This window comes from Nodosilinea sp. FACHB-131, assembly GCF_014695395.1.
Classification (GTDB): Bacteria; Cyanobacteriota; Cyanobacteriia; order Phormidesmidales; family Phormidesmidaceae; genus Nodosilinea.
In genome coordinates, this window is sequence record NZ_JACJOF010000013.1 from 73,334 (window position 1) to 94,711 (window position 21,378).

At 57.2% G+C, this 21,378-nt stretch carries 18 protein-coding genes; 15 read left to right on the forward strand and 3 right to left on the reverse strand.

What is annotated here, in order from left to right; all coding sequences use genetic code 11:
* Positions 1-119 precede the first annotated feature (119 nt).
* The 5 genes from H6F75_RS08655 (at position 120) to H6F75_RS08675 (ending at position 8,465) form a co-directional block, all read left to right on the forward strand.
* Positions 120-959 (forward strand): pentapeptide repeat-containing protein, encoded by an 840-nt coding sequence (locus H6F75_RS08655; RefSeq protein ID WP_190522865.1) that lies wholly within the window; start codon positions 120-122, stop codon positions 957-959.
* A gap of 2 nt (positions 960-961) precedes the next feature.
* The gene (locus tag H6F75_RS08660; RefSeq protein ID WP_190751215.1) at positions 962-2,488 is read left to right on the forward strand and encodes a protein-glutamate O-methyltransferase CheR; all 1,527 of its coding nucleotides are present in this window, start codon (positions 962-964) and stop codon (positions 2,486-2,488) included.
* Positions 2,489-2,845: 357 nt separating this feature from the next.
* Positions 2,846-3,856: a chemotaxis protein CheW gene (locus tag H6F75_RS08665; RefSeq protein ID WP_190751217.1), complete on the forward strand. Its 1,011-nt coding sequence runs from the start codon at positions 2,846-2,848 to the stop codon at positions 3,854-3,856.
* A 177-nt stretch (positions 3,857-4,033) separates the two neighbouring features.
* A complete protein-coding gene (locus tag H6F75_RS08670; protein WP_347710627.1) occupies positions 4,034-5,398 on the forward strand; it encodes a methyl-accepting chemotaxis protein in 1,365 nt (454 codons plus the stop codon).
* Between the two features lie 118 nt (positions 5,399-5,516).
* Complete coding sequence (locus H6F75_RS08675) at positions 5,517-8,465, forward strand: hybrid sensor histidine kinase/response regulator (RefSeq protein ID WP_190751221.1); 2,949 nt, start codon at positions 5,517-5,519, stop codon at positions 8,463-8,465.
* Between the two features lie 183 nt (positions 8,466-8,648).
* On the opposite strand, the gene H6F75_RS08680 is transcribed toward H6F75_RS08675, so the two are convergent.
* The gene (locus H6F75_RS08680; protein ID WP_190751223.1) at positions 8,649-9,047 is read right to left on the reverse strand and encodes a response regulator; all 399 of its coding nucleotides are present in this window, start codon (positions 9,045-9,047) and stop codon (positions 8,649-8,651) included.
* A gap of 306 nt (positions 9,048-9,353) precedes the next feature.
* Between H6F75_RS08680 and H6F75_RS08685 the strand changes: the two genes are divergently transcribed.
* The 5 genes from H6F75_RS08685 to H6F75_RS08705 are packed head-to-tail and all read left to right on the forward strand — an operon-like array spanning position 9,354 to position 11,745.
* Positions 9,354-9,983, forward strand: a complete 630-nt coding sequence (locus tag H6F75_RS08685) for a methylthioribulose 1-phosphate dehydratase (protein WP_190751225.1) — start codon at positions 9,354-9,356, stop codon at positions 9,981-9,983.
* Between the two features lie 51 nt (positions 9,984-10,034).
* Complete coding sequence (locus tag H6F75_RS08690) at positions 10,035-10,586, forward strand: cupin domain-containing protein (RefSeq protein ID WP_190751227.1); 552 nt, start codon at positions 10,035-10,037, stop codon at positions 10,584-10,586.
* On the forward strand, positions 10,573-11,286 hold the full coding sequence (gene mtnC / locus H6F75_RS08695; RefSeq protein WP_190751229.1) for an acireductone synthase: 714 nt from the start codon (positions 10,573-10,575) through the stop codon (positions 11,284-11,286). The genes H6F75_RS08690 and mtnC overlap by 14 nt, the downstream gene beginning before the upstream one ends.
* Positions 11,279-11,542, forward strand: a complete 264-nt coding sequence (locus H6F75_RS08700; protein WP_190751231.1) for a hypothetical protein — start codon at positions 11,279-11,281, stop codon at positions 11,540-11,542. Before mtnC ends, H6F75_RS08700 begins: the two co-directional genes overlap by 8 nt.
* Entirely contained in the window at positions 11,539-11,745 is a 207-nt protein-coding gene (locus H6F75_RS08705; protein WP_190751233.1) for a DUF2283 domain-containing protein, read from the forward strand. Before H6F75_RS08700 ends, H6F75_RS08705 begins: the two co-directional genes overlap by 4 nt.
* 148 nt (positions 11,746-11,893) lie before the next feature.
* Here the strand turns inward: H6F75_RS08705 and ndk are convergent, their stop codons facing one another.
* Together ndk and H6F75_RS08715 are read right to left on the reverse strand one after the other, a co-directional pair.
* Positions 11,894-12,343, reverse strand: coding sequence for a nucleoside-diphosphate kinase (ndk, locus tag H6F75_RS08710; RefSeq protein WP_190522846.1), 450 nt, complete (start codon positions 12,341-12,343; stop codon positions 11,894-11,896).
* Between the two features lie 185 nt (positions 12,344-12,528).
* The gene (locus H6F75_RS08715) at positions 12,529-13,110 is read right to left on the reverse strand and encodes a hypothetical protein (RefSeq protein WP_190751235.1); all 582 of its coding nucleotides are present in this window, start codon (positions 13,108-13,110) and stop codon (positions 12,529-12,531) included.
* Positions 13,111-13,202: 92 nt separating this feature from the next.
* Between H6F75_RS08715 and H6F75_RS08720 the strand changes: the two genes are divergently transcribed.
* The 5 genes from H6F75_RS08720 (at position 13,203) to H6F75_RS08740 (ending at position 21,299) form a co-directional block, all read left to right on the forward strand.
* Positions 13,203-13,796, forward strand: a complete 594-nt coding sequence (locus H6F75_RS08720; protein ID WP_190751238.1) for a hypothetical protein — start codon at positions 13,203-13,205, stop codon at positions 13,794-13,796.
* 42 nt (positions 13,797-13,838) lie between these two features.
* A complete protein-coding gene (locus H6F75_RS08725; RefSeq protein WP_190751239.1) occupies positions 13,839-14,744 on the forward strand; it encodes a PHP domain-containing protein in 906 nt (301 codons plus the stop codon).
* Positions 14,737-18,366, forward strand: a complete 3,630-nt coding sequence (locus H6F75_RS08730) for a CAAX protease (RefSeq protein WP_190751241.1) — start codon at positions 14,737-14,739, stop codon at positions 18,364-18,366. The genes H6F75_RS08725 and H6F75_RS08730 overlap by 8 nt, the downstream gene beginning before the upstream one ends.
* Positions 18,367-18,602: 236 nt before the next feature.
* Positions 18,603-19,979, forward strand: a complete 1,377-nt coding sequence (locus tag H6F75_RS08735) for a FecR family protein (protein WP_190751243.1) — start codon at positions 18,603-18,605, stop codon at positions 19,977-19,979.
* A 123-nt stretch (positions 19,980-20,102) separates the two neighbouring features.
* Positions 20,103-21,299, forward strand: a complete 1,197-nt coding sequence (locus H6F75_RS08740; protein ID WP_190751245.1) for a M20 family metallopeptidase — start codon at positions 20,103-20,105, stop codon at positions 21,297-21,299.
* Positions 21,300-21,378 lie beyond the last annotated feature (79 nt).

A 21,378-nucleotide genomic window follows, 5' to 3' on the forward strand; every position in this document is an offset into this window, starting at 1 on the left:
CGTACTGGGTTTAGCCACCAACGCATCACCCCCTAATTAACGCCTCTTTCAACATCGTCACCTGGCGCAGGGTCTCTTAGTCAAGCGACCTCCATGCGTAACTTAGAGGGCACCTATCTATGGCAAATGCGGAACATTTAGACATTCTCAACAAAGGAGTGGAGAGCTGGAACGCTTGGCGACTTCACAATCCCAGTATTCGACCAGACTTCCAGGGAGCAGATTTGGGTAAATTGCACCTGCCTGGCATCGATTTCCGCCACGCCAATTTTTACGAAGCCAACCTAAGAGAAAGTGTGTTCACTCGGGCCAACTTTGAGTCGTCAACCCTCTATCGCTGTGACCTGTGCATGGCTGACTTAAGGCGGGCCAACCTCAGCATGGTCGACTTTTATAAAACCAACCTTTACACCGCTAATCTGAGTAACGCCAATCTGCGCCACTCACACTTTTACAAAGCAGATATGCAAGAGACGCTGCTCAACGATGCCGACCTGGGCGAGTCTAACTTCTACGAAGTCGATATGCGAGAGGCCATTCTGCAATCGGCCAATCTAGTCAGAACCACCTTTTATTACTCCAACCTGTGCAACGCCAACCTGTGTCAAGCCAACTTGAACTGCGCCAGCATGATGGGAGCCAACATGGCCAAAGCCAATCTCAGGCGGGCCAGCTGCGTGGGCACCAACCTGTTTAGAGCGGTGCTCAGCGGTGCCGACCTAACCGAAGCCGATCTGCGCGAAGCGGTGCTGCGGCTAGCCGATCTGAGCAATGCCTCGTTAGAAAATGCCAACCTGTTTCGGGCCAACCTTTCTGAGGCTTGCCTCGACTATGCCCAGCTGGCAGGGGCCAACTTCAAAAAGACAAACCTGTGGCGCGTCAACCTGGGTCAGCTGATTTTGACCCATCCCGGCCATGACAGAGACGCCATCACCATTGACTCTAGCGCCCTCAACTAGCCATGGACGATCTGATCCTAAAGCGCATTAGCGATCTCATCGCCGACCATTCTGGCCTGTATGTCCGTCCCCAAGATTTTCAGCTCCTGTCAGACAAAGTTTGGCTGCGGGCTAAAGCGTTGGGGCTGAGAACCTTAACCGACTACCACGACTACCTTAAGGCCTTAGACCAGGGTTCCCTTGCCCTAGATAGTTTTAAGGCTCGACCTAGCCTGCCCCAGCAGCGGTCTGAATGGCAAGAGCTGTACTCGATTTTGACGATCAATGAGAGCTATTTCTTTCGCGACAGCAACCAGCTCAGGCTGCTGAGCGATCGCCTCCTGCCCGAAATCTTGCAGCGCAAGCAGGCTGCGGCCCCTTTGGGTTCCAAACCCAGCCTGCGCATTTGGAGCGCCGGCTGCTCAACTGGAGAAGAGCTATACTCGATTGCGATCGCCCTCGACCAGCTCAACCTGCCGTGGCACCAGTGGGATGTGCAGCTGATTGGCACCGACATCAGCGCCGCCGCCATCCACAGCGCTCGCCAGGGGCTTTACAGCAGCTGGTCCTTTCGGCAAACACCCCCCGCTCTTCGGCAAACCTATTTTCAGGCCGCTGGCCAGGCCTACAAAATCTGCGATCGCCTGCGGCAGTATGTGGTCTTTCAGGTCGGCAATCTGCTTAAAGACCCTTGCCCTAGTCCGGGGCAGGGGCCAAGCGGTCTAGATCTGATTTTGTGCCGTAACGTATTTATTTATCTCGATCGCCAGGCAATTGGTCAAATTATTCAAAGGTTTCACAGCGCCCTAGTTCCCCAGGGGTATTTGCTCACCGGCCATACCGAACTCTACGGCCAAAACACCAGCCCGTTTCTGGTCACTAGCTTTCCTGAGACAGTGGTCTATCAAAAACCACCTCAGGCCGCCCTACCCCAGGCCGCTGCGTCGATCGCAGCTGCTCAATGGCAGAGTTTATCCAGTTCACAGCCAGCTCGTCTTACCCCCAAAACCGCACCCCCCAGTCTGGATGACGGCTTGGCAGCAGCCCTGCAAGAGGCGGCTGCATTTCTCCAGCAAGACGATTACACCAGTGCCATTCGAGCCGCCAAACAGCTTTATCTCGCCCATCCGAACTGCACCGCCGCGCGTCAGATTGCCGCTCGTGCCTATGCCAATATTGGCTGCTACAGTCAAGCCAAACAACTCTGCCAGCGGGTGATCTGCGACGATCCCCTCAGCCTCGACATGCACTATCTACTGGCCCAAATTGCCGAAGATGAAAATAATCTAGAAACTGCTAAAGAGCATCTGCGCAAAATCATTTACCTGGACCCTGACTTCGTTAAAGCTTATCTTGACCTAGCTAGCATTTACGATCGCGCCAAGCAGCCTGAGAAAGCTAAAACAACCCGTGAGCATGCTCTCACTCTCTTGGCAAAGCTGCCCCCTAGCACCGTATTAGATGACCATAGCGATGCCACCGTTGCCCAATGGCAAGCGCATCTCGAGCAGCAGGTCGCGGGCAGCGATCGCCAATCATCTCAAGCTTGATCTCGTCTCCATGCCAGAGCAAAATCACAGTTTTTGTAGGATGGCTCAACAGGTGCACTATGGGCGGCGCGCTGAAAATATAGCGATCGCTATTGCGCTTAGGATACCGACTTCCATCAGCTAAAACTGGTGCAGCACAACGGCATATAGCGATCGCTGCAGAAATATATTGAACATCCTAATCATTCTAGCAATGGCTAGAACTGAGACATTTCCTCTGAATTGCGGATAACTCATTCCATGGGGGAATGCTAAGCCCGAAGCATTGATTTCTCTCTAACCCAGACTTAATCGGGTCGGCTGGAGGGATCTACGCTCTATCTGGCCGTGCTTTATTCCCCTTAGGGGCAATCCGCGATGACCCCGACATCCTACCTCTTGTTCACGCTAGACGGTGCCCACTACGGGCTAGCCGCTGAGGCCGTACAGGAAATGTTCTTGCTGCCCGCTCTGATCTCGATACCCGAATCGGGGCCGGAAGTCGCTGGCGTGCTGAACCTACGCGGTCAGTTGCTGCCGGTCATCAACCTCAGGGCATGCCTAGGCTATCCCCAGCGGTCTAACACCCTTAGCCAAGCCGTCATTGTGGTGCAGTGCGGCAGTCGGCGGCTCGGCTTAGTTGTAGACCAGATTCAGAACGTAGAGGCGATCGCCCCTAGCAGCATTACTACGGCCCTAGAAACTCCCTATTTTGGCTATGGGGAGCACCCACTAACTATCGGGTTGGCCCGCCAGGGAGACACCGTCATCATCTTGATAGACCCAGTGGCCCTGGGGCAAGGCTCCCACAGTGTTGCCCTAGCGCCGGTTACGGAGGTCCAGACCAACCGCTTCATGGCGCAGTTTAGCCCTGCCGATCAACAGGTGCTCCAGGCCCGAGCCGCTGGATTAACCCAGCTAATTGCCGACGAAAGCACATCAGATCTGTCGGCTTTAGCGGTTATCGGCTTAGAAGGCGAGCGCTTTGCCCTGGGGTTAGAGAGCGTGCACGAATTTGCTGAAGTGCCTCAGATTACTCCCATTCCCTGCTGCCCAGCGCACATTGTAGGAAACATAAATTTGCGCGGTGAAATTTTAACGCTAGTAGATGTGCGTCACATTCTAAATTTGGTTCCATCAGCCCCTCTCCAACCTAAAACAGCGGTGGTGATGCGGCTCGGTTCTTTAGTAGCAGGGGTTGTCATTGACGATGTTTTCGATGTGATTTATTTGCATGCTTCAGAGATAGCGGCAACGCCCACCGCCGTCCACTCCAGCAACAATCCATACCTCAAAGGATTTGCTCAGCATGGCGACTCCATGCTAACCCTTCTAGATCTACCCAAACTGCTAACCGCAGGCGATCTTGTTGTCGATCATTCAAACTAGCTAACCATGAAAAACTCCTTAGATATAAACCCTAAATCTAATTCTTTTGGTCTTTTTTCTTCATCCCCTCTACGGAGAGATGCCGTGAACAAACACAAGTTTTGGAAGCTACGCCACTGGATTATACTAGGCTACTCTGGACCAGTAATCGCGCTTATAGTGTCTGCGGGCATAGCAGTGGCTAATGTGCGCCAGCTTGTCGTTATTTCTGGGGAACTCAAACGGGCTTGGGAGGTTCATGAAAAGGTTGACCATATCAACCTCAATGTTCAAATTATGGCCCGGGCTACCCGCGGCTATTTATTACAGAGAAATCCGACCTCCCTATTAGACTTTAATAAAGCCAAAACAGACTACACGGCTGTGGTCGACGAATTAAATATTCAAATCACCCACGAAGATCAGCGGCAAAATTTGGCCCAGCTCACGACTCTGATTAGTGAGTTCATTGATGTGCACCAAGGCATGATCGACTTGGTCAATCAAAATCAGACCTCAAAAGGCGTGCAAATTTGGCGAGAAAGCAACGGGCGCGCTTTAAACAGCGAGATTGCCAGCTTGTTGGTTGCCATGGAAGACCTTGAGGGTGAAATTGTTGCCAGAGATGAGGCTATCCAGACGGCCGCTCTACGGCGGCTGCAATTTACCCTGCTGACAGCGGTCACCCTCTCATTGTTGCTGTCGGCCCTGATTGGCACCTTGGTGGTGATTAAGGCCTCACGTATCATGAACCGGGCGGCAGGCAATATTGTTAGCTCAGCCAGCGAAATTGCCACCAGCATTGAGCAGCAGGAGCGCAGCAGCAGCCAACAGGCCGCCTCGGTCAGCGAAACCAGCACCACTATGGATGAGCTAGGGGCTTCGTCACGGCAGTCGGCAGAGCAGGCTGAAGCTGCCGCCGCCGGTGCCCAACAGGCTCTAGCCTTGGCCGAAGGTGGCACCCGTGCCGTTGAACGTAGCCTCGACGGAATGGGCGACCTCAGAGAGAAAGTGGACGCGATCGCCGATCAAATCCTCCGTTTGAGTGAGCAAACCAGTCAAATTGGTGGCATCTCTAGCTTGGTCAGCGACTTGGCCAACCAAACCAACATGCTGGCTCTCAATGCCGCCGTCGAAGCAGTGCGCGCCGGCGAGCACGGCAAGGGCTTCGCGGTCGTCTCTGGCGAAATTCGCAAGCTGGCCGATCAAAGCAAAAAATCGGCTGAGAAGATTAACGCTCTAGTCGCCGACATTCAAACCGCTATCAACTCAACAGTGATGGTCACCGACGAGGGCACCAAAACCGTCGAAGAGGGGGTCAGGATTGCTGAGGAAACTGCCGATGCTTTTGCCGGGGTAGCCGAGGCGGTTAGCAACGTGGTGCTCAACAGCCAGCAGATTTCTCTCAACGTGAAGCAGCAGGCGGTTGCCATTCAGCAGGTAGTGAGCGCCATGAACAGCCTTAATACCGGCGCCCAAGAAACCGCCCACGGCATTACTCAAATCAAGGTTGGCACCCATCAGCTCAACGAGAGCGCCCTACAGCTCAAGGTGGCTATTTAAGCTGCTTTCCCCTTCCTGAGAGATTAAAGTCGAGGGCTGGGGAGAAGACATCTCCACAGGTTATGCCTACTCACCTGCCCCTGCAACCCACGCCCCCATCGGAGGGAAGCGCTCTGCCATGATGATTGACGACACCGAACTCCGCGACATTTTTAAGACCACCAGCGAGGAACGCTTGCAGGCCCTCGACGACGGGTTGCTCCACCTCGAAAAGCACCCCGACGACTCGGCCATCCTCGAAGCCCTCATGCGGGAGGCCCACTCCCTCAAGGGCGATGGCAACATGCTCGGGGTTACCGACTTGGGTAAGGTCGCCCACCAGATTGAGCATGTTTTGGGGGCTATCGGCCGCGGAGAGCAAGCCCTCTGCGCTGATCTGTTTGACCGCCTCGCCCATGGGGTAGCGGCTATGCGTCAGTTCGTCCACGCGGCGGTGACGGGCGAAGCTGCCGAGGTGGAGGTATTTTACGTGATGGCCAAGCTAATGGGGGCAGAAGCCGCCATACCGGCGCCAGCGATGGCCCTGGAGGTAGACGATGCTATTTTCGATCGCGCGATCGCCGCTGTAAGCACTAACGGTGTCAGCCACAACCATGCCGCCCCAGCTCAGTTTTTTGAAACATGGGAGTCAAGCAGTCAAACCGATACGGCACCAACCAATGACTCTGTAGTCGCGCCTAGTCTCAGCGATCGCTACATTACCGACAGCGAACTGCGCGACATTTTCAAGACCGCCAGCGAGGAGCGCCTGCAAGCCCTTGACAACGGGCTGCTCCACCTCGAAAAGCACCCCGACGACTTGGCCACCCTCGAAGCCCTCATGCGGGAGGCTCATTCCCTCAAGGGCGATGGCAACATGCTCGGGGTCACCGATCTCGGTAAGGTCGCCCACCACATCGAGCACATTCTCGGCGACCTCCTGCGCGGCGACGCAGCACTCTCAGCGGAGCTGTGCGATCGCCTCTCCCATGGCCTGACTGCCATGAAGCAGCTAGTGCACGAGGCCACCACTGGCGAACCCACCGGTGTCAACCCCTTTTACGTCCTCGCCGAGCTCATGGGCGCCTCCCCCAGCCCCAAACCTGCTGACACCACCAGTGCCCCTTCCCCAGTCCACGATCTACCCAATCACTCCCTAGAATTATTCCTAAATCTCCCTGACCCCACCCTCTCACCTGCCCCACCCTCACCCCCTACTCCTGCACCCCCTCACCCACCCACCCCCTTACCCACCCACAATTCCTTAGACCCCGACCTAACTAGCGCCACCAACTACCGCATCGAAACCATCCGCGTCCCCACCCAAAGCCTCGACGCGCTGATGACCCAGAGCGGTGAGCTTACTGTTACCAAAATTCGTGTTGCCCACCGTCTGGCCGAGATCGACGCCATCAACAACCTGTGGGAGGAATGGAGCCGCGACTTTTTAATGAGTCGCTTTTTGCTTCACGATGCCCAGCAGGGTAAGCCCGTCTGGCAACAGCTCGACAATTTTCAGAATCGTACCGAGCAGCACCTGGAGCAGTTCGGCACTCTCGTACACCAGCTCAGCAGCGCCCTCCATGCCGACACTACTCGCCTAGAGACCATCACCGACAGCCTGGAGGAGGGCATTCGTACCCTGCGCCTGCTGCCGTTATCTACCCTCTTTAACTTGTTTCCTCGACTGGTGCGCGATCTGGCCCGCCAGGAGGGCAAAGCGGTGCAGCTGTTAATTGAAGGGGGCGACACCCGCGCCGACAAGCGCATTCTTGAAGAGATGAAAGACCCGCTGCTGCATATGATTCATAACGCCATTGACCATGGCATTGAGTCGCCCGCAGAGCGCCTGCGGCAGGGCAAACCTGAAGTTGCAACCATCACCCTGCGCGGCTATCGCACATCGGCTGGCATCAGCATTGAAGTGAGCGACGATGGCCGTGGCCTCGACCTGGAGTCGATCAAACAAGCGGCCGTACGCCGGGGGTTGTATCGTCCAGAAGAACTAGAGTTACTGACTGCCGCACAAATTCAAGGGCTGATTCTTAGCCCTGGGTTTTCGAGCCGCACGCTGGTAACCGAGATCTCGGGTCGCGGAGTCGGCTTAGATGTAGTCCGCACCAACGTCGATCGCCTCAGGGGCAGTATCGACGTTCAGTCGAAACCGGGCGAGGGGTGTACCCTTTGTATTCAGCTGGGCACTACCCTGGCCACTGCCCACGTCCTGCTAGTGGCGGCGGGCGGTCAAACCTTTGCCCTGCCCGCTGAGTTTGTGGAGACAGCCTGCCTAGTGCAGACCAGCGAGATCTTTACTCTGGAGGGCCATAACGCGATCAGGCACGACGATCGCCCGCTCTCAGTGGTGTGGCTATCCGATCTGTTGAGATTGCCCAGGGTTGAACCTAAGCAGCGCGGACGGTGGCAAACCTCCGACCGGGGAGAACAACCCCAGCAGCGGCATGCCTGCATCATTCTGCAGTCTGGCCCAGATCGCCTGGGTCTCTTTGTCGAGGCCCTGCTAGACGAGCAGGAGGTGGTGCTCAAACCCCAAAGCCAGCTGCTCAAGCGGGTGCGGTACATCGCTGGGGCCACTATTTTAGGCACTGGCGATGTCTGCATGGTGCTCAACCCCCAAGATTTGATCGCGGCGGTACGTCATCACGGCAGCTCCCTAGCGCTGCCGGAGGTTAGCCCGGCCGACACTGCGGCTCCGCCCGAAGCCCGCCCCCGATGCATTCTGCTGGTGGAAGACTCGATCGCCACCCGCACCCAGGAAAAACGCATTTTAGAATCGGCGGGCTACGAAGTGGTGACCGCGGTGGATGGCCTGGACGGCTTTAACAAGTTGCAGACAAGACCTTTTGACGCCGTCGTGTCTGATGTGCAGATGCCAAATTTAGATGGCCTGGGCCTCACCCAGCGCATTCGGCAGCAGCGCGAATACAGCGAACTCCCCGTGGTGCTGGTGACGACCCTAGCCAGTGAAGACGATCGCCGCAGAGGAGCCGAAGCCGGAGCCAACGCCTATATCACCAAGGGTAGCTTTACCCAGGATGTGCTGTTTGAAACCCTCAATCGACTGATTTAGCGGCCTTCGAGCCACCTCTACAAAGCTAGCCAGCCGTCTTAAGTAGTAAAAGAACCTAAAAGTAGAGACTAGAAAACCTAGTTTTTCCCAGTCTCTACTTGAACTGCAAAGGTGCTCAAAATCTGAGTTTGAGAAAGGCTTAAACGTATCGTCGCCGCAGTTCGGCGAATTGAGATACTGAGATCAATTTGTGGCTAAGCCGTTGGGTAGCAGCCTACCCATGACGGCTTTGAGTCGTTCCGGCTCGCAAGGTTTGGTCAAATAGCCGGAGGCTCCCGCCATGCGAGCTTCTTGACGGTCGGCCTCGGTATCGCGAGACGTAACCATCACAATTGGTAAGTTCTTGAACCGAGGCAGACTGCGCACCGTGCGACAGAGCTCAAACCCATCAATACCGGGCATTGAGATATCGAGCAGCAGGGCTTCGATCGCCTCTTGGGAAATTACCGTCAGCGCATCCACCGCATTGTCAGCCAGCAGCACTCGGTATCTGTTATCCAAGGCGCGTTTGATCATCTGCTGGCTAATTAAGCTGTCATCCACCGATAGGACGGTTTGTTTGGTGACGGCGCAGGTGGACATATGCGAACAACCTCTTGAAATTATGTGGGCGCTTGTTATAGTTATGCCCAAAAATTAACCTTTTTCATAACGTACTTATACGCAATGACCTAATAATTACCCAGTTTTTGCTGTGTTGGAGCCCAAATACCAGCAAAATTCCCGTTGCCAAGGGTACTGAACTGTACCTAGCTCAATCTGCTTGAAGCGATCGCTGTACCAGCCCTGTGGTCAGCCCCTCGGCTAGCTGTGGCAGGCGACATCAGTGATGGGGTCAATGGTGTTAGAGTAATGAGTCAAAATTATCGGTAAGGGCTGGCTTGGAGGATGGAGTTTGAGGCGATCGCGCAGTCGTTAGTAGAAGCAGGCGGTTTCTTGGCCAGCAAAGGCTGGGCTCCAGCCACCAGCGGCAATTACTCGGCTCGGCTGGCCGAGAATCAGGTAGCCATTACTGTATCGGGCCGCGATAAGGGACAGCTCACCCCCGCCGACATTATGGTGGTAGACAGCCAGGGGCAGCCCTGCAATACGGGGAAGCGGGCGTCGGCCGAGACGCTGTTGCATACCAGTCTCTACCTGGCCTACCCAGAGGTAGGGGCGGTGTTGCATACCCACTCCATAGACTGCGTTAGTCTCTCTCGTTGGCTGCTGAGCCGAGGGCGAGACAGCCTGGTATTAACAAACTATGAATTGCTCAAAGCACTGCCGGGCATCACTACCCATGATGGAGAGATTGCCATCCCGATCGTAGCCAACAGCCAGGATATGGTAGCCCTGAGCCAGACCGTGTTAACCCGGCTACAGGCGGTGCAGGCACCAGTGGGCTACATTATTGCAGGCCACGGATTGTATAGCTGGGGAGCTACGGTACCCCAGGCACGCATGGCCACTGAGGCATTGGAGGTGCTGGTGAGCTGTGCCCTGCAGGCCATACTGCTCGATCAAAAATTTGCTTAGCCCCGATTTGCTTCACCATTCAGGACACCCTCGATTCAAGGATTAATCCCTATGACCCTACTTCGTGTTTTTAGCGATCAAGATGGCGCAACCCTGCTGGATGAGTACCGGGATGCGGACGCGATCGCCGCTGCTCTAGCCAGCGCGGGCGTCCGCTTTGAGCAGTGGCAAACTCAGGCACCGCTGCCCCCAGCCGCCGATCCCGAAGCCATTCTGACCGCCTACGCCAAAGATATCGATCGCCTCAAAGCCGAGAGCGGCTACGTTACCGCCGATGTGATTCGCATGCACCCAGAGCATCCCCAAAAGACCGAGCTGCGGCAAAAGTTTTTGGATGAGCACATTCACAAAGAAGACGAAGTGCGCTTTTTCGTAGAGGGGCAGGCGGTGTTTTACCTACACCTGGGCGACAAGATTTACGCCACCCTCTGCACCGCTGGCGACCTCATCGGCGTACCCGCCAACACCCCCCACTGGTTCGACATGGGCGAGGAACCTCAGTTCGCCGCTATTCGCCTGTTCAACAACCCCGAGGGCTGGGTGGCCCATTTCACCGACAGCCCCATCGCTAAGGGATACCCTGAGTACCATGCTTTTGCTTGAAGAACGACCCCTAGGGGCGATCGTGCTTGATATTGAGGGCACCACCACCGATATCGCCTTTGTCAAAAACACCCTGTTTCCCTACGCAACAGAGCGACTAGAGGCCTTCATGGCTGAGCTGGCCCCCACCGCCGAGGGGCAGGCCATTTTGGCCCAGGTGAGGGCTGAGGTTGGCGATGCCAACCTATCTGTAGAAGACTGCATCGCCCAGCTCTTGGCTTGGGCCAAAGCCGACCAAAAGGTCACGCCCCTCAAAGCCGTGCAGGGCATGATTTGGGACGAGGGCTATCGCACCAAGGCCTACTACAGCCACGTTTATGACGATGCCGCCGCTCACATTCAGGAATGGCACCGGCGAGGGGCACCGCTCTATATTTATTCTTCTGGCTCGATCGCAGCGCAAAAACTACTGTTTGCCCACACTATCGTGGGCGACCTCACCCCTTGTTTTCGAGGTTATTTTGACACCACCACTGGAGCCAAAGTCGATGCAACGTCCTACGAAAAAATTGCTAATACGCTAGGAATTGCCTTTGAGGAATTGCTGTTTTTGTCTGACCATCTAGGCGAGCTGGAGGCGGCTCAACAGGCAGGTTGGCAGGTGCGTGCGGTGCAGCGACCCGGCACCTCCGATTTCCCCTCAAACCTGGTGTCGATTAGGCACTTTGGAGAATTGCCTATCACGTTTAGCGATGCTTAAAACCACTCGCTATTTCGATGATTTTGCATCTCAAAAACATCCAGAGGTTAAGCGAGAATGGATACGCTATGTTTTGGCAAACCCTATAAAAGTAGAAAAGCAGCCGAACAATCGTCTCTCCTACTGGAGCAATATTGAAGAAGCTGAAGGGCGAACTTTGAGGGTCATTACTTTAGAGGATGGCGAAACCGTTCACAACGCCTTTTTTGATCGCAACTTCTATAAGCGGCAGCAGCGAGGTGAAGAGCCCCAATGAAGATTCAGTACTACCCAGAGACAGACACTCTTGCTATTGAACTAACTACAAAACCAATCGCCAACACAGATGTAGTTACTGATGATTTGATTTTGGACTATGACAGAGATGGCAAAGTTGTTGCTATCACGTTAGACAACTACTCTAAAAATGTCGAAACCATTAACTTGCAAGCTCTTGGGGTGCCACTATTAGCTGCTTAGAATATTAAGAGTGCAGGCACTACTAAGAAAGTTTTAGTTTAACCAGGGTCGAGGAAAAGGCATCAAAACCCCAGCGACAAACATCGAAGCATTCTTGAGACGAACGCTGTGATGTTTGTCGCTATTGGCTAAGAAACCCTAAGTCTCCTTACTCGTAGAGCCAGCCCTTGGCGGCGGGTTCCCAGCTAACGAGTTCGCTGTCGGTGAACCACAGGGCGATCTCGGCCTGGGCGGTTTCGGGCGCGTCGGAACCGTGAATGATGTTACGACCGACCGTGACGCCCAGGTCGCCGCGAATGGTGCCGGGTTCAGCTTCGAGGGGCTTGGTCGCACCGATGATCTTACGGGCAGAGGCGATCACGCCTTCGCCTTCCCACACCATCGCCACCACAGGACCAGAGGTGATGAAGTCGACCAGGCCGGCGAAGAAGGGGCGCTCGCGGTGCACATCGTAGTGCTTTTCAGCCAGTTCGCGGGAGACGGCCATAAACTTCATACCCACCAGGGTGAAGCCCTTGGTTTCAAACCGGCCAATGATGTTGCTGATCAGACCGCGCTGGACGCCGTCGGGCTTAATCATCAAAAAAGTACGTTCCATAGATACCTGTTCCTAGTGCGTGGTGAAAAGGTTGATTACGAAAGAGTCTTGGGTGAAAGACCTTTACCATGCTCAGAAACGGTGGCCATTTTGTAAAGGATTTGGTCAAAGATTTATGGTTGAGGGGGAGTTTGGGTTTCGGGCCGCAGCTTAGAGGCGAGAGCTGTTCCTGAAACCTTATACCTCTACCCCTTCGGTACCGGCCAGTAGCGATCGCCCCCGGCATCATATCGCCAGCCGCAGCCGTCGGGGTCGCGATCGCGGCTCCAGGCTAGCAGATTCAACGCCACCGCTGGCTGGCTCAGCTCAGCTTCGGTGCAGCCCAAGCGCTGGGCCAGATCGGCAGCGGTGAGCGAGAGCACCTGGAGCGTTGCGATCTCGGCGGCCAGAGTAGTGGGACGAAAAGTGTAGAGCACATCCCCAGACGGGGTGGGTTCAAAATCGCCCCAAAAGTCTTGGGCGCGCTGGTCGAGAAATCGCCGGGCCTCGCTGCCGGTGAGCTGGGCAGCGATCGCAAAGTCGAGCACGCTAATGCGCCCCTGATGGGCCGCGACCTGGGCATAAAAAATCTGGTGCAGCGCCCGCTCTCGGGCTCGTTGCCGCCGCCAAAACCACAGGGCACCCGCAATTAACCCGCCAATCACTAGCCAGGGTAGCAATAGCTGAATTAGCAGCACCGTAACCAGGGCAGCACTGGCCATGATTAGGGCCATCAGCAAGCGATATTCAAGCCCGGCACCGGGGCTATGGAAAGGCCGCTGGGGCATAGGTCCTCGGGGGTGACGGCCTGCAGAGCCGCTCTCTCGCCTTCTATTGAAGCAGGGGCAGAGAACTTTGGGGGGTGCAGGGGTCAGCTAAAATGCTGTCACGCGGTTGCACTGGCGGGATTGATCTCAGCTGGGTCAACCCAAATCGACGCACCGACGCTGTCCTAGGTTTCGCCATGCTGACCTTTGCCTCTCCCACCGATGAAGCCCAAGCGGCTGAGTTGATGCAGCCTTGCCTGATTCGCGTAGTCGACAATATTCGCAAGCACACTGAAACCCTCGACTGGCGCACCGACTATCTAGAGCAGCTGCGCTGGCCCGGCAATGCCACCCCTGAGCAGCGCCAGCAGGTGCGTGATTTAGCCGCTCAGCTCTCTGAGGCCTCTCCAGAGGAAGAAACAGCCCTTCGCCAACAGCTCAGTCAGCTGCCTACCCCAGCCCCCGGCTATGAGCTGCGGCTGACCCAGGGCGCTGGCGAAGCCGCAGCCGAGGAGCCTCGTACGGCCACCCTAGACGTTTGGGAGCTGTGCTTTGAGGTGTGTTTCGATAACTATCAGCCTCAGCAGCCCGTTTCAGTGGATCCAGCTTTGCTGGACGAGGATGGTGAAATCAACTGGTTAGCCCTCGATGAGAAGGCAAAAGCCCTGGTAGAAAAGGCCATTGACCAGGCCACAGCAGCGGCGTAGCGGGCAAATACGGCACAATGGAAATAAACCGGCCTCTTTGCAATGCTCGATCTGCACAGCCATACCACCTTTTCTGACGGCACTCTATCCCCTGGTGAACTCGTAGCAGCGGCGATCGCGGCGGGGGTGAAGGCCTTGGCAATTACCGACCATGACACCCTAGCCGGGTGGGATGAGGCGATCGCCGCCGCTGGCAATGATCTAGAGGTGGTGCCGGGGGTAGAGCTGAGCACGGTGGAGAACGGGCGATCGCTGCATATTCTCGGGTTTTACCCCGACCGAGAATCCCTGGAGCCACCCCTCGTAGAACGCATTGAGGGCCGCCGCCGCCGCGCCCAACAGATGGTCGAAAAGCTGGCTGAATTGGGCTATCCCATTGAGCTGCCCGCTATGGCGGGCAACATGGCGCCTGGTCGTCCCCACCTGGCGGCGGCCTTGGTCAAAGCGGGCTACGTCGAGTCGAAGCGGGAGGCCTTCGATCGCTGGCTAGGGGACAATGGCCCCGTCTTTGTGCAGTACGACAAATTTTCTGCCGCTGAGGGCATTCAGCTGCTGCGGGACTGTGGCGCTGTGCCGGTGTGGGCACATCCATACCTATTCAAAGGCTCTACCGTTGACGCGCTGCTGCCCCAACTGGTGGAGGCCGGGCTGATGGGGGTCGAGGTCTACCACCCCCACCACAGCCCCAGTGATATCCGGCGTTTGGAAACCTACTGTCGCGATCACGACCTAGTGATGACCGGCGGCAGTGACTTCCACGGCCCCTCAGAAGCGAAAGCCAGTCCTCCTAACCCCAGGGCCAAGCATCAACCCAAGGAAGCCGCTGGGCTGAATCAGCTCCACCTGCCTTTAGAATTGCTGTCCCCGCTCAAGCGAGCCGCTGCGTCTCTGGGCGCTGGCGCAACCTCTCCAGCGGATAATCGACTGCCGAGTTCCAACCATGGCTGACCCTGCCTTCAACACCCTTTGGCAGCTAGTGGGAGGGGTGCTGAGACTAGACCCAGAGGCCTTTCAAGTCTTTCACCAGACGCCCGACAGCGTTGTCCTGGGGCTGGTGTTTGTCGCGGGCTTTTCCCAGGCGGTGGGTCAGGGCATTGTGCTCTTCGTCAACCGAGTCAAGCCGCTGCGGTTTGTGCTCAGCCTGGTGCTGTCGGCCCTGCTGTTTGTGGCGGGCTACCTGTTTTGGGTGCTCAGCATTTGGATGGTGAGTCGCTGGCTACTCGATCAACCCATCCCCTGGCGGGTGGTGCAGGGTAGTTTGGCCCTGAGCTATCTGCCTTTGATGTTTAGCTTTTTGGGAGCCATGCCCTATCTGGGCGTGCCGCTGCTGCGGCTGCTGGCGCTGCTCAGCCTGCTGGCAGTGGTGTTTGCTCTGGCGGTGCTGGGCCAAATCCCGGTGGGGCAGGCGGCGGGGCATGTGGCGCTCGGCTGGCTGGGGCTGGTAGTAGTGCAGCAAACCACCGTGGGGCAGCCAATTGTCAACCTAGGGCGCTGGCTGGCCAACTGGGCGGCGGGAGTGCAGCTGGTGGTCGATCGTGGTCAGCTCAAACTGCTGATTGCGGCTAACCCTTTAAGGCTAGGACCATCCACGGCGGTCGCCCCCGAAGGCCTCGCCCTAGCGCCGCCCGCCCTTACGGATGCCAAACCCCTACCGGGGGCCTTGCTTAAGCGGCGATCGCGGCGGTTGACCCTGCTGTGGATCTACGGCGGTCTGGGCCTGCTAGCCCTGGTGGTTGCCCTCAGCCTAGAACCCCTGCGAGGGTTGATGACGCAGTGGTATGGCCAGAGTCGTCCGGCCCGCTGGTTTGCTGACCTGATCTGGATTGGCGCGATCGCCCTGGTGGTAGGGGCCATGCTGGCTCCCCTAGAAGCCCTGGGCTGGTGGGCGGGTTGGTATGGCGACGACGACGGGACTTCGACCCATTCTCCCCAGACACCAAAGATAGACGGAACTCCCACCAAGCTGCCTCGCCGGTATATCGTCTACCTCGACGGCATCAACCAGGCCACCGCCGACTACCAGCCCACCGTGGCTCGCTACCTCGACGAGCTGGACCAGAGTCTCCCCGCCGACATTACCCTGGTCAAGGGACTGATTCCCTACTCGGTGCTCAACCGTTCGCTGACCGAAAACCGTCCCCTAGCCTTCTTTTGGCGCGGGGTCGAAACCCTGACCCGGCGGCTCGGCCCCTGGGTGGGGATGATCATCAATATTCGCAACATCTTAATTGTGGCGGTGTCGGCCGACCAGCGCTTTGGCCCGATCTACAACCAAGGTGTAGCCCAGCAGGTCTACGAAAGCCTGCTAGAAAACGGCTACCCGGCCCAAGGGGGCATTCCCCTCACGCTGATTGGCTATAGCGGGGGTGGGCAGATTGCCGTGGGCATTGTGCCCTTTCTTAAGCGGGCCCTAGGAGCCCCGATTGAGGTGATTTCTTTGGCTGGGGTGATTGGCGGCAACGGGCGGGTGATGGAGGCGGAGCAACTCTATCACCTGGTGGGCAGCCGCGACCCGGTCGAGCGGTTGGGGCCAATTATGTTTCCACGGCGCTGGGCGATCGCCCCCCTGAGCTACTGGAATCGGGCTAAACGCAAGGGTAAAATTACCTTCATCAGCCTGGGGCCAGTAGGCCACCAAGTGCCCGGCGGCGTGCTCGACGACCAGGCCTTTTTGCCCGATGGCCGCAGCCACCTGCAGCAAACCCTCGACCTTACCCTCGACATTGTGGCGGGCGACCTGCGCCAATACCTGGATATTCAAAAAATTCAGGTGGTCAATCCCGGCAGCTATTACCGGTTTCAGAGCGCGCCCTTTAACCACCCCAGCTACTACCCGGTGCAGCAAACCCTGCCCGCTCCTCAGTACCGCCCGGTGGGCGACTGGCTGGGGCGGCTAATTTTGCCCAACGCCAGCGATCGCCTCCAGCTAGAGGGCATCTGGTTCGAGCTACTGCACACGCCCCCGGCCTACCAGCACTACTTGGGGCAGCGAGTACACTTGCGCTGGCGGTGCAATCCGGGGCTGAAAAAACGATTCCAGGCCGTGACCCGCGACATTCACTTCAGCGCCGAGGCCGAGGCCTCGCACCGAGAGGGCATGATTTTGCCCACCCGTCTCAACCACTGGCGGTTGGTCACCCCATTAGAATCTCTAGCCGGGGCTCACCCCGTTGACGACATTATTGTCAAGCTGCCTGAGCCAGTGAGCATTGAGGAGCCTACAGAATTGGATGGCACGCTGTCGAATGCAGCCCTTGCCATCACCATTGGCCATGAGCCAATTCAAATCGCTGGTCTTTACTACGCTCTGGTGCAGTTTCTGAGCCCGGTGGCAGGAGCGATCGATCGCTACCATGTCGTCCACTACAACCCTGACACTCAGGCCTTTGACGGACTGAAAGAAACCGTGCGACTGCCGCAGGTGGTGCCCGATGGGGATGGCATCGAGCCATCAACCAGCCGAGAGCTGGAGCGATCGCCCCTCAACGCCACCGGCTGGTACATCCACGGCGCCCAGGCCCACGACGGCGAGTTTGTGGTGCAAGCGCTGCGGCCCCGTCGGCTCTTTCAGCTGCGCCCCGATCGCACCATCGCCAGCGGTCGTCGAGGACGGCAGTACCTGCGTCGAGAATCGTGGGAGAACCTGGTGCAGAAAAAAGGCACCACCGAGTCGGTGCTCATCGATCCTAAAACCCCTTCTGAGCAGGCAGCGATCGCCGAATGGCAAGAGGATGACCAGGCCCTGCTGGTACATGTCTACGGCGGCATCGGCGGTCAAAACCGCGAGCCTGCCGCCCGAGGTCCGGTTTACTTTGGTCATTTTGCCTATGGTATTGCCACTGTGGTGCGCGAGCCGCTTGCCCAAGAGCTACAGTTCGATATCCACTATCACCAGGTCTATACGCACAACCCACGCGGGCTGGTAGCGGGCACCCTCGATTGGTCAAAGTATATGGGCGATCGCCAGTGGGGATTTTTGGGCACCCGCCCCGTTTCTGACATTTTGATCAAGCTGCCCGCCTACACCGAGCCCTTCGACTTCAACGGGGCCGCCTGGGCCGCCCTCGACGACCTACGCATCGAGCTAGAGCTCATGACGGCCCGCTACCGCACCGGCGACGGCACCGGCGTCACCTACGTCGGCCCCGCCAACAACTGCGCCCAAGACTCAAATCAGGCTATGTACGCCAGCGCCGCTCACTTGGAGGCTGCCGTCATCGCCCACCGAGCTACCCTTAAAGCTTGGGAGGCCGACAACCCTGACCAGGCCCAGCAGTTTCAGCAGTTGCTCAACCTGCGCCGCCACCTTCAGCAAAAACTTCTGCCCTTTGGTAGCGCCCGAGCCGATTGGGCTGACGAGCGAGAATCCTTGGGCAGCAACCTATCAGATTTTCCGCTTCAGACTGTGGGCCGTGGACTGTTAAGCTGGCGCACCATGCTGCCGCGCAAGGCCAGCGACGCCATAACTCAGCTCTGTCTTCGCTACGGAGCCAGCCTGTGGGTATTGCGCACTAACCAAGTAGGCGGCCACGACCCAACAATAGACCCCCTGGCACCTATCACCTTGTAAAGCACTTTTTACAATTGCCAAGTAAGGTGTATGTGAAGATGAAGTAAAATCTCAATTAGGCACTTTATAGCTTTCTTACGGATCTGTTATCACAAGACTAGTAGAAATACGTAGAGTCCCTGTTTGTCACTGGCTGAATTGGTCGTATTCCTGGTGTTGTCGATAGCTGCTCCCTGGCGCGTCAGTGCCTGGCCCAGAGCATTCAGACCCTAAGAAGCTGTTACTGCGGTTATGCCATGCTGAACGTCGGTAAATTTTATCGTCGGAGCCACCGACATCTAGCCACTCAAATCACTGGGCTAGCCTCTTTGATAGCAATAGTGCTGGCGGGTTTGCCAGCCCAGGCCAGTGTGACCCTCACCCGAGCCGAAGTCGAAGCTCTGCGCAATCGAGTTGAATTTATTCCTCGCGGGCAGCGGGCTCGGGCAGCGAGAATGTCAGACTTTTTAGCCCTTGGGGATGCCCTGCGTACCGCCGCATCCTCCCAGGCTGACCTGCGCTTCAACGATGGATCGCTGGCTCGGGTCGGGGAGCGAGCTACCTTTCGGTTTGTGCCTAACACCCGCAATTTTCGACTTACCAACGGCACCGTGCTACTGCTGATTCCGCCGGGGCAGGGCCGCACCAACATTCAAACTCCCAGCGCCGTCACCGGCATTCAAGGATCAGCTGTAGTCGTGCGCTATGTGCCAGAAAGCGACCTGACTCTGGTGATGGCCCTCACCAATAACCCCGCCGGGCCCATGACCATCACCACTAGCAGCTGCAGCGAAGGCGTTGCTGACTGTGGCGCCACCGAATACGCCCTTTACGGCGGTCAAATGGCCCTGATTCAAAATAATCAGGTGCAGGTAGTTGAGTTCGACCTACCCACGTTCTATCAGACCAGCCCCTTGGTGGAAGGCCTAGAGCTCGACAATCCAAATGCTGAGTCTCCCCTAGGGCCTGCCCTAGAGGCCGTGCGCGAAGAGACCCTAGAGGCTCTGTCAGAGCAGGTACCTTTTTCCGAAAGCATCACTCTAAACCCAGCCCTGATTGGCGTAGACAGCAATGGTCAGATCGTCACTGGCCAACCCCTGCTGCCATCTCCAGCTACGTCTGAGGGTTCTCCTACCCCTGCTCAGTTCCCGACTGAGGTGGGTAGTAATACCCCTGCTCCTGACCCGACTGCCAATCAGCCTCCGATCGCCGGCGGGGGTGATTTCGGTAATAACGGTGGCAGCATAGGTATTGGGGTTGGCGGAGGCGGCATCGGTCTTGGTGTCGGTGTCGATCCCAGAAACAACGGCAATAATGGCGTCGGTGTCGGTGTAGGCGGTGACCCTGGCAACAACAACGCTGGTGGAAACGGCAACGGCAACGGCGTTGGCAACGGCAATAATGGCGTCGGTGTCGGTGTAGGCGGTGACCCTGGCAACAACAACGCTGGTGGAAACGGCAACGGCAATGGCGTTGGCAACGGCAACAACGGCGTCGGTGTTGGTGTAGGCGGTGACCCCGGCAACAACAACGCTGGTGGAAACGGCAACGGCAACGGCGTTGGCAACGGTTCCGAGAACGGCGGGGGCGGCCCTTCCCAACCTGACGGCCCGTTTACTCCTCCTGACAAGTAGAATCTGGCTCGCCAGGGATATATGGCTGTCAGTGGGCAACCAGTCTAGCGGGTTGGTGCGGTGTGTTACATCAAGGCCGGCCTGTTTTAGGCTAAACGTGGCCATTACCGACAGTGCTAACCCATGCTGAGCCAGATTAAATCGATTGTTGAGGCCATTTCGCCTCGCCTGATTGAGATTCGCCACCACCTGCACAGCCACCCAGAGCTCAGCGGACAGGAGTATAAGACCGCAGCCTATGTAGCGGGGGTGCTTTCATCCTGCGGGCTGCGGGTGCAGGAGTTGGTGGGCAAAACCGGGGTCGTGGCTGAGCTGCCGGGCAGTGATGACTCTAGAATTTTGGCGATCCGGGCTGATATGGATGCCCTGCCCATTGCCGAACGGGTTAATCTTCCCTTTGCTTCAAATCAGTTAGGCATTATGCATGCCTGCGGTCACGATGTGCATACAACAGTGGGCCTGGGCACAGCTATGGTGCTGGCTCAGCTGGGCCTGCCGCTGCCGGGCACCACGCGATTTTTGTTTCAGCCCGCTGAAGAAACCGCCCAGGGTGCCCGCTGGATGATTGAGGACGGGGTAATGGCCGGAGTCGCAGCTATTTTAGGACTGCACGCCTACCCTACGGTGCCAGCGCGGACTATTGGCATTCGCTACGGGGCGCTTACCGCCGCCGCCGATGACCTGGAAATTATTATTGTGGGGGAGTCGGGCCACGGGGCGCGGCCCCACGAGGCGATCGACGCTATCTGGATTGCGTCGCAGGTGATTACGACCCTACAGCAGGCTATCAGCCGCACCCAAAACCCACTGCACCCAATTGTGCTGACAATTGGACAGATTCAGGGCGGGCGCGCCCCCAATGTAATTGCCGATACGGTGAAGCTGCTGGGTACGGTGCGATCGCTCCATCCCGACACCCGCAACCACCTGCCCCAGTGGATTGAGGGGATTATCGCCGGAGTATGCCAGCCCTACGGAGCCAAGTACGAGATCAACTATCGTCGGGGGGTGCCCTCAGTGCTCAATGACCCCACCCTGACCGAACTCACCGCCCGCTGTGTCAGTGAAGCCTTGGGCAATGAGTATCTGCAAATTATCCACGAGCCATCCCTGGGGGCCGAAGACTTTTCGCTGTATTTAGAGCATGCCCCGGGCACGATGTTTCGCCTGGGTGTGGGCTTTACCGATCGCGCTATCAACTACCCACTGCACCATCCCAAGTTTGAAGTAGACGAGTCAGCGATCGCCGCTGGAGTGCTCACCATGGCCTACGCCAGCTACCGCTACTGGCAGCTACCGTCCCAGGCTCCCGTCAATTAGAAGCCGAGTTTAGGCTCACTCACTACTCACACTGGCCCAGAGCTAGCCCGTGCCAGCTGAGCCTTACCCCAAAGCCAAA